13 protein-coding genes are annotated in these 13,705 nt (G+C 39.6%); 1 reads left to right on the top strand and 12 read right to left on the bottom strand.

Annotation, left to right across the window (positions count from 1 at the left end):
• Window positions 1-23 precede the first annotated feature (23 nt).
• The 5 genes from VSQ62_RS06895 to VSQ62_RS06875 all read right to left on the bottom strand — a co-directional run bounded on the left by VSQ62_RS06895 (window position 24) and on the right by VSQ62_RS06875 (window position 4,964).
• Window positions 24-794: an MgtC/SapB family protein gene (locus tag VSQ62_RS06895; RefSeq protein WP_334633940.1), complete on the bottom strand. Its 771-nt coding sequence runs from the start codon at window positions 792-794 to the stop codon at window positions 24-26.
• Between the two features lie 217 nt (window positions 795-1,011).
• On the bottom strand, window positions 1,012-2,148 hold the full coding sequence (locus VSQ62_RS06890) for a hypothetical protein (RefSeq protein ID WP_334633939.1): 1,137 nt from the start codon (window positions 2,146-2,148) through the stop codon (window positions 1,012-1,014).
• Window positions 2,149-2,252: 104 nt separating this feature from the next.
• Window positions 2,253-3,233 (bottom strand): sensor histidine kinase, encoded by a 981-nt coding sequence (locus tag VSQ62_RS06885; protein WP_334633938.1) that lies wholly within the window; start codon window positions 3,231-3,233, stop codon window positions 2,253-2,255.
• A gap of 326 nt (window positions 3,234-3,559) precedes the next feature.
• Window positions 3,560-4,273, bottom strand: coding sequence for a LytR/AlgR family response regulator transcription factor (locus VSQ62_RS06880; protein ID WP_334633937.1), 714 nt, complete (start codon window positions 4,271-4,273; stop codon window positions 3,560-3,562).
• Window positions 4,274-4,403: 130 nt separating this feature from the next.
• Window positions 4,404-4,964, bottom strand: a complete 561-nt coding sequence (locus tag VSQ62_RS06875) for a hypothetical protein (RefSeq protein WP_286154104.1) — start codon at window positions 4,962-4,964, stop codon at window positions 4,404-4,406.
• A 435-nt stretch (window positions 4,965-5,399) separates the two neighbouring features.
• Between VSQ62_RS06875 and VSQ62_RS06870 the strand changes: the two genes are divergently transcribed.
• Window positions 5,400-6,017 (top strand): P-loop nucleotide/nucleoside kinase family protein, encoded by a 618-nt coding sequence (locus VSQ62_RS06870; RefSeq protein WP_334633936.1) that lies wholly within the window; start codon window positions 5,400-5,402, stop codon window positions 6,015-6,017.
• 166 nt (window positions 6,018-6,183) lie between these two features.
• Here the strand turns inward: VSQ62_RS06870 and VSQ62_RS06865 are convergent, their stop codons facing one another.
• The 7 genes from VSQ62_RS06865 to VSQ62_RS06835 all read right to left on the bottom strand — a co-directional run bounded on the left by VSQ62_RS06865 (window position 6,184) and on the right by VSQ62_RS06835 (window position 13,625).
• Entirely contained in the window at window positions 6,184-6,801 is a 618-nt protein-coding gene (locus VSQ62_RS06865; protein ID WP_334633934.1) for a hypothetical protein, read from the bottom strand.
• Window positions 6,802-6,834: 33 nt separating this feature from the next.
• Window positions 6,835-7,884: a hypothetical protein gene (locus tag VSQ62_RS06860; RefSeq protein WP_334633933.1), complete on the bottom strand. Its 1,050-nt coding sequence runs from the start codon at window positions 7,882-7,884 to the stop codon at window positions 6,835-6,837.
• A 2-nt stretch (window positions 7,885-7,886) separates the two neighbouring features.
• On the bottom strand, window positions 7,887-8,177 hold the full coding sequence (locus VSQ62_RS06855; protein ID WP_334633932.1) for a hypothetical protein: 291 nt from the start codon (window positions 8,175-8,177) through the stop codon (window positions 7,887-7,889).
• 108 nt (window positions 8,178-8,285) lie between these two features.
• The gene (locus VSQ62_RS06850) at window positions 8,286-11,360 is read right to left on the bottom strand and encodes a type 2 lanthipeptide synthetase LanM family protein (RefSeq protein WP_334633931.1); all 3,075 of its coding nucleotides are present in this window, start codon (window positions 11,358-11,360) and stop codon (window positions 8,286-8,288) included.
• A 60-nt stretch (window positions 11,361-11,420) separates the two neighbouring features.
• Window positions 11,421-11,591, bottom strand: a complete 171-nt coding sequence (locus VSQ62_RS06845; protein ID WP_334633929.1) for a hypothetical protein — start codon at window positions 11,589-11,591, stop codon at window positions 11,421-11,423.
• A 16-nt stretch (window positions 11,592-11,607) separates the two neighbouring features.
• Entirely contained in the window at window positions 11,608-12,912 is a 1,305-nt protein-coding gene (locus VSQ62_RS06840; RefSeq protein WP_334633928.1) for a sensor histidine kinase, read from the bottom strand.
• Complete coding sequence (locus VSQ62_RS06835) at window positions 12,912-13,625, bottom strand: LytR/AlgR family response regulator transcription factor (protein WP_334633927.1); 714 nt, start codon at window positions 13,623-13,625, stop codon at window positions 12,912-12,914. Before VSQ62_RS06835 ends, VSQ62_RS06840 begins: the two co-directional genes overlap by 1 nt.
• Window positions 13,626-13,705 lie beyond the last annotated feature (80 nt).

The following is a 13,705-nucleotide window of genomic DNA, read 5'->3' as shown; positions in this document are numbered from 1 at the left end:
CTGCCAAAGGACATTCTATTCTATTACAGTTCTTCTATAAACTGCACTCCTTTTTCATGTGCCAGAACCTCTATGATCTCCGCATGCGTACGATGTATCTGGCTGGAAACCGTCACCGTATAACTGAGCGTTCCCGGCTTCCCATTCCTTTCATATCCGAAGAAGCCTTTATTCACCCGGATATTGCTCACCTCCAGCTGATGCTCCCTGGCATACCGCAGCAGCCCGCTGAAAGCGCCGTTTTCAACATTATACTCAATATACAGATCCAGATATCTTGACTTCCTCCTGATCCAGATATCAACCTTAAGAAGCCCTGACACCGTAAATACGATTGCCAGTCCGCCCAAAACGGCGCCCTCGTAAAAACCGATCCCGATTGCCAGTCCGCAGCATGCGGCAGCCCACAGACCTGCCGCCGTCGTAATTCCCATAATCTTATTCCTTCCGGTCAGCACGATCGTTCCTGCCCCCAGGAAACCGATCCCGCTGACCACCTGCGCTCCCAGCCGTACCGGATCTCCGGTCTGATATGCGGTACATACATATTGATTGGTCATCATCACCAGAGCCGACCCCAGACATACCAGAATATACGTCCGAAGCCCCGCCGGACGGTTCTTGGTCCCCCGCTCTATCCCAAGTATACCGCCGATAAGAACGGACAGAATAATCCGAAGAGTAATTGATAAAAGATTTAGGTCCCGAAGATATTCCATCACTGCATCACACTGCTCCCAGCTTCCCATTTTGCTGTCACCTTCTCCCTCTTCTTTGGCGCATTTATCGTGCAAATATCACTCTCTGACAGATATCCTTATTATACCATCACTGTTCTTGAATTTCACCTGTAATCTCCCCATAAGCCTGACCGTTGCGGAGCAATATCGCCCTTGCCTCCCGGAAAACAAAACCGAAATCTCAGAGACGTAAAAAAAGAATCCCACAGAACCTCCAACTCTTAAAGACCTGGGGTTCCATGGAATTCTCTCTAGATTTGACATATTTATGTTAGTTTAAAAAACGCAAAAATGATTCATAAAAAAACTTTTCCTTTTTTTCCTCATTATTTTGAGGTATCCCCATCCTGCTAAGCGCCTTTTGAACCGCTGTTTTTGCCGAATACGCAGTATTGCCTAAGATATCGCGTCCTCCGCCATTATAAGCACTCACCATTGACATGGCAAACAACTCCGTCAAACAAGTAAGCTTCCCTCCTGAATCCATTCCATACCCATTCATACCGCTTGCTTTCTCCGCTTTATTCCAGGCATCTTTCACATCATTCGGCGCCGATGGCCCCAAAATGTCCAATCCATTATATGTGTTTTTACTTTTTGCAGTCTTATTATTATATGTATTTACATGATTGTTTGTATAAAAACCTACTTCCATAAAATCACCCTCACATTTCTTTGCTATATTTGCAGCCAGTCTCTCTCTTGCAGCATTGCAGTATAATTCCATATTTTTCCTGGATTCCTCAGAAATACCCTCAAAAAAAGATACATTTAACAGATATTTGTTGTCATTACTGTCTGGGCCGGCAGTATTCTCCGTATAATTGAGCAGGAAATTAAGCTCATCACTCCATTGGGCAGCCTGCCCTGCATGACCGATTCTCCTCCATGCATTGATCAATGTCTGAGCTCCGGAAACAAAATTAAATCTTTCCTGAAGTCCCTTTTCCTGTCCTTGCATACAATCGTAAGGATTTCCTATCGTTCTATCTCCCGGCTTGAAGTGTGCCAATGCCTGCAATTCAAGGGTGCTTGTATTATATGGATTAATTTGCTTCACGTTGATCTTTTCTTCAAAATACTTTCCATGCTCATCTACACCTTTTGCAACCAGAACAGGATAGTCGTCCGTAGACTCCGCGGCATGGAAAAACTTATACCCACAATTGCCCGTACTATAATAAACAGTAATTGAGTTACCATCTTTTAAAGCATATTTACCTGGTATTTTCTCCAAATCGTCCCAACTGATTCCCTTTCCAACAGAGGTTTGTTCAATGTAAACCGCATTACCAGATATTCTGGTTTTGAATACATCGCCCGAACTGTCTTTCCAGTTTCTACTCGGCGTCTGGTATCTTGACCGATCTGTTGACGGAGAATGATTTCTATACAAAGTATCTATCATTCCAAATCTTCCTCCTTAAAATTAAAATTGTATCTATATAATATTTTTTCTTTTTTTACACGTCAACCCATTGTCCGTAAAAATGCATTTTTGACTGTCAAAACCTAAAACAAAAGCTTAACTTGAAAAACCTGATCCTTACTTTGGTACATGATCATTCCCTCATATTTATTTACAATTCGTTCCACACTTTTCAGCCCATACCCGTGCCTCATTTTATTCTGTTTCACAGACACAGGTCTCCCATCCTTCATAACCGGCGCTTCACAAACAGAATTTTCTATTTTTATAAATAGTAGCTGTTTTTGATTCTCTATTTTTATGGATATCCACCTATCCGCACTCATCTCCATTCTTTTACACGCTTCAATGGCATTATCCAACACATTGCCTAACAGGGAACACGTTTCACAATCATTAAATAACCATTTTACAATAGGTACTGTCTGGATCGTAAACGCTATTTCCTCCTGTTCTGCCAGAATCCTCTTCTGCTCCAGCAGCATGTCCGCAATCTGGTTTCCTGTCCAGACCTTTCTCTCTACATTAAAAAACTCCTGTTCTATTTCTTCTATATAATCATCTATCCCTTCATAATTTCCTTCTATCTTATAATTCTTTAAGACTAACATATGATGCTTCAGATCATGGGATAACTGCCGGTTCTTTTCCATAACTGTTTCTAATTCTTCATATCTTTGCGTCACCATGGCATCACGCATAATCAGCAGTTCCTTCTCCTTTTCAAGCGTCTTATTCTTCAAGTACACCATTCCTGAAAAAAGAATGACAAATACAACTACCAAAAGAGAAAGCCCCGCTATCCCGCCTTCCTGCTCCTTTCCTTCACACATCATTCTTACAATTACAAATTGATAGAACCTTAATATCAGGCACAGCATTATCATAATGATCAGCAATATGCTCTGAAATTCACGTATATATGCTTTATCAAATTTCTGTCTGACGATCTGATATACACAGCACGCAACGATAAGCCTAACACATAAAAAGAGTATACATTCCATTGTTGAATTCGCAAATAAATAGACCGCATTTTTAAAATCATGTCTTATTACTATCATACTCATAAAAGCTGCGAAAAAATCCGCCAGCGCTACAATGGTATGATACAAAATAGTTATGATAATTCTTAAAAATCTATACCGCCCATTTATCAACATCACACATATACATGTGGTAACAACACCTATAAGAAATGCAGTACTCGAAAAAAAGATCAGACTGCGATTTCCTCCTATATTTATACCATTTCCGACAATACTTACATATAGAATTACCCAATCTTTTTTTCGAAAATATTCTTTCTCTAATACTGTTCCACACAACAGCCAATACAACATTCCGCTTTCAAAAACAGCAATCCCTATAAGAAGAGCCTTAATACCCATTACAGATTCCCCCTGTACAGACTGATCTGCTCTTTTATTTTTTTGAAGCTGATTCTATTGACGAAGATCCTTGCCCCATTATCCATCTGGACCATACCATCCTTCATACTGGCAATGTGCGAAACATTTATAATATGTCCTCGTTCAATTAAAATAAATTCTTCGCTTACGAGTTCTTCGCTCAGTTTTTTTAAGGAAATCCTTTCTTTATAAGCGCCGTGTGCGGTTATATAGCAAATATATTTTGCTCCCTTTTCCTTTTCTATATATATGATATCCTTATAATATACCCGTACCTTGCTTGTAGGCGTACCGATCATCCTGAACTGCTTCTTCTCCTTCTTCACCCGGTCAATCAACTGTCTCAGAATAGACGGCAGTCTCTTTTCCATATCATCCTTGAGAATATATTGATATGCTTCTATGATATAACTCTCTGCCGCATACTCAAGATATGCCGTCAGGAATACCAGATATGGGCCGCCGCCCTCTTCGTGTATTCGCCTCCCTAATTCCAGACCGCCCATGTCCGGCATATCAATATCCGAAACCAAGATATCAAACTCATATCCCTGTTCCATTTCCTGAAGAAAATCCTCCGCCCGTGTATAAGCAGAGAGGTTCACTTCATCCTGCGGCACGATCTCATTCTCCACACACTTTCTGACATTTTCTAAAATTGCAGCCTCATCATCTATAAGTGCAATATTCATCACCTGTCTTCTCCCCTGTCAGATCCTATTTTGCCTCACATACTTCATATGATACCACAAATCGAATTAATTTCATCTATTTGTCCTCAAAACACCTCTTTTGACCATGAAAAATATCCGAAGCCGCATTTCATTCCCCAAGAATATAATATTTTCCTTTGTTTACATTGTGAAACACAACTTCCTCTTCCCGGACATATAGCTTACAGGTATTCTCCCATAAAGTATTTTCCCCGTCCTGCTTTATCACTTTTCCGCAGTGATATGTATATTCTCCAATCTGTTTGTTCAATGCTTTTTCCATGATATCCTCCACTGCGTCAGATATCTTCATCGACTGTAAGCCTCGGTTCCATTTTCCCAACAACTGATTGATCCGCATCTTCTTCAAAGGTATCTTCTTACTTCCCCAGCTTCGTTTGGGGAACACATCTTCCTCTTTCTCCCCAAGTGCCTCTAATACAGCTTGGAATTTTGCCCTCACGCTCTCGTAAGGATAGCCCATCTCCAGGTAAGCATAGATATGCCATACTGCTTTGTCCAGATACCTCGCATCACCTGTTGTCTCGTACTTCTCTCTGAGCCAGATAACACTCTGTTCTAATACTTCTTTGCTTGACAACCCAAGGGCTTCTATATTAAAAAGCCCCAATTTGATAACCTCTACCTCCATACTATTGTATCTCTTCATTCCATACTCCTTTATATTTATATAAAACCACGTATTACACTGCATACCATAGATTATAACAGACAGCATATCGTACCGCATCATATTGTCCGCGAAAACTATGTTTTTGACTTCTAAAGTCAAATATCTATGTAAGTTCCGGCATCCTTCAGCATAGCAGACGCATGCTGAACTAGAAGTTCATCTATTTCCTCTGACTTATCACATCCTTTTTTATTTTAACCCTTCTGATCCTCCATTTCACACTATTATTATATACAGACCGCGATAAAACGCTTGCAAATTCCGAAATAAACAAGCATAATCAAATATAAACAAGTTAAAACACGAAATCCTCCATTCACGATCCGGCTGGTGTGGAATTTGGAAAAGCTGCTATGAAAAACTGAACTTGAAGTTGCTATAGAAACTGTTAATTTGAAGGAGTTATGAGAAATGTATTGTATATTAGTGACAGGTATTCCGGCAACAGGAAAAAGCACTATGGCAAAAGCCATGTCAGAAAGGATGAAACTTCCTGTTATTTCAAAAGATACTATAAAAGAATTGCTGTTTGACAATGTTGGTTTTCAGTCGAGAGCAGAAAAAGTAAAACTTGGAATTGCCAGTATGGAAATCATGTATTATGTCGCAGGTCAGCTTATGGAAACAGAACAACCTTTTATCTTGGAGAATAATTTTGAATATTCGTCAGAACATGGAATCAAAAACCTCTTAGAAAAATATCAATATCCCTCATTGACCATTACCTTAACAGGTGATTACAAAGTCATTTACCAGCGTTTTCTGAAACGGGAAAACAGCCCTGACAGGCACAGAGGGCATATAGTGAATGACTGTTATCCAGAAAAGAAAGAGAATAGTCCGAATACTCTAATAACAAAAACTATTTCTTATGAAAACTTTGTTTGCGGAATAGAAAAGAGGGGATTTGATGCCTTTTGCGTTGGCGGCAGGCAAATCAAAGTTGACACAACAGATTTTTCAAAAATTAATATGGAAGAGTTAATTTCACAGATTGAGACATGGAAGGCGGAAATCCTGCATAATTGACGCGCATGTTTATTGGGAAAAGGGCAATGAGAAAAGAGAATCCCGTGGAGCTAAGACTTAAAAACCTAAATTCCACGGAATTCTTTTTCTGTCTCTGAGGTCGTTTCCCGTTTCTCTCCTTCTGACCAGGAATGACTCTTCTCTGCCTAATATGATGATTTACACTTCACATCATTCGCAGTGACCGTGTATAGATTGACGCCGTTAATGCTTTCAATTGCCATTCTTTATCTCTGTCCTTCGATCTGTTCTTCTCAAATATATCCATATAAAAATCAAGCATTTTCTGACACCGTGATGCATCATCATAAAAATGATTGATCAGATGCTTTGAAATCAACTGCTTATATCCATCAACGAAATCCATCCGATCTGTAGGACCCAAATAGCTTCCCTGCGAAAAGTGGCAAATCTCTTCATCCGGCTTATAATGGACCTGTAATGCCAACATTTCTAAATAGGTAGCATTATGCGGATCAATATCGTTCAAAGAAAACGTCTGTTCCATTTCTCTGCCATTCGCGTCTATCGTTCTTGCAAATATCACTGGATTTTCTTCTGTAGAACCTTCTGCGTACCACATAGCATAATCCATTACGGCATTGCAGCCTAAAGCAATAGAGCCTTCTTTATTCTTTAATAAAGACGCTGCATCAAACGTACGCATAACACTTACAGTTGAACCAGATGGTGCTATCTCGCTAAAAACACTACTTTTATTCTGAACAGCAAAGGTACGCGGTATCGGTGAATATCTCTGCATGTTTCCTATCGTTATACTCATGTTACATAGCCTCCGTACTATATATTCTATTCTTTATTGAGAATGATGCATATATCTTAAAGCGCCCGCTTCCTGGAGATATACGCCGGTATAACACGCTCTGTGAATATTAATATTCTTCAAAAACTGCTCAAGGAGATCGTCTTCCCACTCATCATCCGTGATCGTATTCAGAAGTTCGTACAGATTAAAACCTTTCGCCTCACTCATTTCATACCTTAGATTGACATTCCCTTCTGCACTTCGGTTCCCATAGGTAACCCTCAGCAGGCCATCGAACGATGTACTGTTACGGTCTACCAATTGCCCGCCCATCGCATCGACTTCTTCCTGCGTATACCTGCTCTCCTTATAGAGAAATACGAAACCTCTTGGCGGCTTCATATCCACATCAATAATATCTCCCTGCCTGCACTCATACAATGTCCAATGCTTCATATATGCATTGAAACTCTCATATATCGAACCTGCCATCTTTGTATCCAACGGAGCTTTCGTCCCTGCGTCCTTCAACATATCAGACGCATGCTGCGTTAGAAGATCGTCTATTTCCTCGGATTTATAATAGTAATCGGAATTATAATATACAAAATTCCGGTTGCCGGGCATTCCATACTGATCCGCTATCTGCTTACCTTCATCATGATTTGCGCCAAAGGCTTGCCGTACCAAATACAACTTAAAGTGCTGATATACCGAAGAGACTACTTTACCATAATATTCTGCATCATCTTTCACCGCAACACCCATCTCGCAGTCAAATTCATGAATCTTTCCAACTAAGCTGTCAAATTCAGCTATCACATCCTCAATGGACTTATTTCCTGAATAAACTCCATCAAATAAATCCTCAACTCTCTGAACGGAGCTTCTATCCCCTGAAAGTGATTCATATGCATGTACACGGTTTTTACATAGTTTAAGCTTCTCTATCCACGACAAGTTATCAGATATATGAACAGAATCCTGCCTATTGCCGGCAGCGAGCGGTGTCGCACCGCTTGCTGCCTCCTTAATCTGTACATTATTTCCGGCATTTGAAATCGTCTGCTTATAAGATGTATTTTGAACATTTCCAATCATCTTTAATAGATATCCTCCACACCGCTCATGTATTTATATTCTACGCTGATCTTCGGTTTTATCGAGTAGCTTCCGCCTGGTGAACGCAGCCATATCTTCCAAGTTCCGTTTACAGAAGCATTTCCTCCGCCATCATAGTTTATAGCGTCAAACGGGATATCTATAGTAGCAGCATCATTACCCATTGCTTCATTTTCAGGAATAATGCTTTCTGTAGCTTGAGCAATATACCCATTTCCAAATATCAGGAAACAGATACTTAATAATACAATTATACTTTTACACTTTTTCACTCTTCATTCTCCTTGTATTATAAATTTATAAGATATCTTATGTTTCCTAAATTATACACATTATTTTTTATATTTCTACCCTTTGGCACTAAGGCGCATTTTTTGGCACTAATCAGCATTAATCAGACAAAGTAACACCCCGCCATATCCATTAAGAAGCCCCGGATTCACTTTCTCCTGCGGCAACAATCGCACCTCTTCCCTTTGAAAATACCGACGATACATGATATCACCTTCTCCCAGCACCTCGGAAGCTTTCTCTAATATCCAGAGATTCCCGCATATCCCATGGCACAGGCACCAACTGTCCCGTCTCCAATATTCCTTAAGCTTCCGATATGCCCTCTGCATATCGGTCTCTATATGCATCTTCCATTTTGGATTATCCGTATACTTATAACACTCCATTCTTGAATATAAGATTCCCGGCGCTCCATGACACCACGCCGCCGGTCCGGTCTCATCCGCTCGCCGTTCTCCTTCACGTACATCAATCCAGTTATTAATCTCACGGCAGTACAGAGATTCCTCATATTCCCATGCTTTCTCTGCCAGTTGTTCATATTTATCATTGGAAGTCAACGCCCACAGATGAATCATCGGCATCAGTATCCCGCTGTTCCCGTGCGCTGCTCCTGCCATAGGCGCTGTTCCTTTCTCCGTGACCCATCCGATTCCCTTCTGCTGCTTTTTTGCTGCTCTTTCCAGTACACTCATTGCTCTTTCTGCCATATCCAGATATTCCTCATCCGGTGCAATCTCATACAACATTAGTAATACATGCGCCGCCCCGGCATTTCCCGTCAGAAGATCATATCGTGTCTCTTCTTCAATCAACTGCGACACTATACGCGCATGTTTCTTCGCATACTCCAGATAGATTTCTTCTTTCCCCGCCTGATATAACAGCAGATATGCATACAAGATCGAACCTTCGCCTTCATACGCTCCTGTATTTCTGGACTGTAGCTTGTCCGGCGAAGATAAGCCCTCATCCGTATACCGGAACAGCCTCCGCCTTAAAGTATCATACATATCGGCAATCCCCTGTCTGTTAGAATATTTTACCAGGCAATACATCAATACAAGCATTCCAGATAATCCGTCATAAAGGTAAACATTCATCGGGCGCATCGTCCAGTTGTTCCTGTTATCATCAGACAATTGGACGGTATACCAGCTCACTTCACTGTGCTCCTGATTCCACACCGCATACTGGAGCAGACGTTCTGTTAGTTTGGTAATATTCTTTTCCAGTATTGTAAGATCTCTCTTTCTGTCGGCATTCAGCTTCAAGAAATACTCTTTCTCCGACCGGTATATGCGGTTCAAGTAACGATCTGACTTTTCCGGCATCAACTCCATTGCCAGATCAATATATTCACACTGCTTCTCCATATCCGCACCACTAAGTCTCTTAAGCTTCTGATACAGCAGTTCTATCGGCCTGCATGTAAAATATTCTCTGACTGTCCGTCCGCGGCCATCTCTCAGATCTTTGGAATTCATAGCATAATAAAAATATGGAATATCACCATCCCGCAAAGAGGATATCTCACTGTCTACAATCTCTTTCTCATGCTCTTTTCTCCCCTTCCACATAGAATAGAGGAATATCTCACGCTCTGCGCCGTCCCTTAACAGACTTGGATGATAGGAACTTGACAGAATCATACTGTAACGCTGCGTATCCGCGATCAGATAACGGCCGGATAATCCTTCTAAGTTCCGCAATATATTGCAGAACTCCTCTTTTTTCCTCATAACCGCACAGTAAGCAGACCGGAATCCACTCTTCAGATTCCCTGCATACAGTAACGGTTCTTGAAACTCTCCCTTGATGGTCGCAAGATTCTGATTTCTCGAAGATTCTGGATGCCGGTATTCAATCCTCATATCAGAAGTCCCGCCCTGGACAACTACCGGAACCTTGAACGGGTAGCGCTGCCCTTCTATCCCGCTTATCATACTGCTGTCAACTCCTCTGCCATCCCGATTCCAATGATAGAAGGGCAGCATCCCCGTATACAATACTGATTGTGACAATTGGTAACAGATCTCTTCATCCGCAGTAGTCCGGTTCTGATTATATCTGATGTTCGTTAAGGTCTCCAGGTCGATCAGCACAGGATATTCACCTGATGCAACAATATTCTCACAATGCATATCCTTGGTTCCCAATAAATATGTCAGGAACAATTGTACACCTAATCGTTCATAATAACATTCCAATTCTTCCTTAGAATCACAGGACGCATATTCAACAATCGCGCACCAGCTATGATCTGAATAGGACAAGATTGCATATTCATATTGATCGATCTGTGTCTCTTTGGACAGCCATTGCAGCATTTCAGAATATTTCTTTTCTGTTTCCATGGAACGCGGCTTACATAGAATCTCCATCCCATTATCCAGAAGAACTCTTACAACATACTTTCCCTTATTATGTACATCTGAAAAACCGCCTTTTAATCCCTGGATATGATCTACCGATCTCCCATTGCACAATCTCTGTTGTATCGCCTGCTTATCCGTCCGAAACCAATTCATAATGTCCGTATAGAATTCCGCCGTATTCTGAACAACTTCCTCTATACAACGGCACAAGACAGGATAGTATTCAAATATTCGCCGTACGAAGTCCCCTTTCGCAACGATCTCTTTACAGAAATGCTCATATTTTTCTCTTGCGTTCTCTCCCTCCAGATGCCCGGCGCTGTCATGATCATGCATCTCAACGATCAAAGTTCGGATAGAAATATCTTGCAGGTGCATCACCAATTGCTCTTCAAAATCTATAAATACACTTTGAGAAATCTTATCTTCTTGAATTTTTGATCGCAGCAAATGATATCCATAACCAATTATACCTTTGTAAAACCCGGTGAAAAACAAATTGTTTTTCACGCCGTCTTGAGCAGAATATGCCTCGTCCCCCCGGTAATTCTCTATAAATTTGATAAAATCATCTGTTCTTGTTGTACTGCTTTTATAGGGTTCATCCTTTAAATAACAATTAAAATTTCTATAATTGTGCAAAAGTAATTCAACTATATTTTGTCCCAGCAGTTTTTTCCAGTAAGTATATTTTTGAATATTGACAGTTTCATTCTTTTCAGAATATTTTCGTTCAAATAAGTATGTTGTTTTTCTTTCATGAAATAATAAGTTTTTCTCCATACAATTTAATTTATATATTGTAAACTCATTATATTATACAATATCTCCTTAAAAAACTGATCAACAACATTTTAAAGTAAAAACTACACCACACTTCATTGTATATGTATACTGATTTTCCACTGTCTCTTCATCTGGAATCAACTGTTCAATTTCCTCAAGTTCCTGAGACAAATCACCTGCATAAATAAAATTAGAATTTTGTTCCATATCATATAACTCCTCATACATAATCTAATATTTTCTCCTAAAAAGATATAACAACCTCAAAGATATTTTGTTCAATCTGAAAAGTAATTACACCGTTATATTTATACACAACACGTTCCACACTTTTTAATCCATATCCATGTTTCCGTTTATCCTGTTTTACAGATACCGGCCTCCCCTTTTTCATAGCCGGCATCACATCAATAGGATTACTGATTCTTATAAACAGAAATTGCTTCTGCTTCTCAATCTGTAATGATATCCACTTATCTTCTTGTTTTATCCTTTTGCACGCATCAATTGCATTGTCCGCAAGATTACCTAACAGCGAACAAGTCTCATTATCCGTAAACGGCCAGTCATCAATAGGGACAATATCAATATCAAATACAATCCTTTCTTTCTCTGCCAGGACTCTCTTCTGTTCAATCAGCATATCTGCAACCGGATTACCGATCCAAGAATATACTTTAACTGAGAAATATTCCTTCTCCACTCCATCTATATAATTACAAATCCCTTCACAGTTTCCCTCTTTTCCATATCCTCTTAAAATAATAAAATGATTCTTCAAATCATGTGATAACTGACGATTTTGTTCCATTACACTTTCCAATTCATGGAACCGTTGTGTCACCATCTCATCACGCATAATCAAAAATTCTTTTTCTTTCTTAAGAACTTTATCCTTCAAAAATAATCCACTTATAAAAGAAATAAGCAACAAAATACTCACAAGAGATATCCCAATGATGCCTGCTTCGTTCTCTCTATTTTCGTATATCATTCCTACAATTAATATTTGGTATTTCCGCAGCATCACACACATAATTATAGCAATAACCAATAAAATACCCTGGAATTCATAAATATATAATTCTTCTAATTTTCTCTTATTAACTATACTTATTCCCCCTGCTACAAGAAGTCTTGAACAGGTAAAAAGAATACACTCCACCCATGAATTCGCATAAGAATAAACCACTCTGTCAAATTCTTGCCTTAAAATCATCATTCCCATAAACGCAAAGAAAAAATCTACTAAAGCCGTTACAGTATAATATAAGATAATGATAACAACTACCGTTTTTTTATGTTGCTTTTTTATAAATAATATACAAATACAATTAAAAACAATACAAATAACAAATATATCCTGTGAGAAAAATGTCAAACTGCGATTAATCCCCAAGAGCACTCCCATCACGGCAATATTTCCCCATATAATACCCCATTCTCTTTTCAGAAGATATTCTTTATCCAAAACAGTCCCAAACAACAACTGATACAAAAGCCAAATCTCAAAAGTCGATATTAGTATCAGCATAATTCCTACACCCACTATAATTTCCCCTTATATAGATGAATACGCTCTCTCACCTCTTTGAAATAATTTCTGCTGACAGTAATCTCCTTGTCATTGTCCATCAGAATCGTTTTCTGCATACTGACAATATGATTGATATTGATAATACAGCTGCGTTCTACCATGATAAATGCCTCGCTGTCAAGTTCTTTAAGTAATCGTGCCAGCGTGATCCGTTCTCTATAGATACCATCTACAGTTATATACTGTATGTATTTGTGTCTGTTTTCTTTCTCGATGTATATGATATCCTTGTAATAGACCGCCACCTTGCTCGTCGGCGTACCAATCAGCCTGAATTGAAGTTTCTCTTTCTTTACAAGATTAATCAGTCTCCTTAAGATACGCGGAAGCCTTCTCTCCATCTCGTCCTTAAGTATGTATTGATATGCTTCTACCCGATAGCTGTCAATAGCGTATTCCGTATAGGATGTCAGATAGATCAGATACGTCCGGATTCCCTGTGCTCTCAGCCTCCTTCCCACATCAAGCCCGTTCATCTCAGGCATTAAGATATCTGATATCAGAATATCAAATTCATGTCCCGATTCCGTCTCCTTAAGAAATTCATTCGCACTCGTATAGGTGAAGAGATTCACCTTATCTGTCGTTGACACTTCCTTCTCGACACATATTCTGATATCTTTTAAAATTGCTTCTTCATCATCTAGAATTGCAATATCTATCATAGACCTTCTCCTCATTAGACCCCAACTATTCCAAGCCAAATACTGATTCTGAATGGGTATACATAATTAAGTATACCACA

This window comes from Sporofaciens sp. JLR.KK001 (assembly GCF_036941055.1).
Classification (GTDB): domain Bacteria; phylum Bacillota; class Clostridia; order Lachnospirales; family Lachnospiraceae; genus Sporofaciens.
Note: the sequence above shows the minus strand (reverse complement) of the source record. Positions and strands in the feature narration are given on the sequence as shown.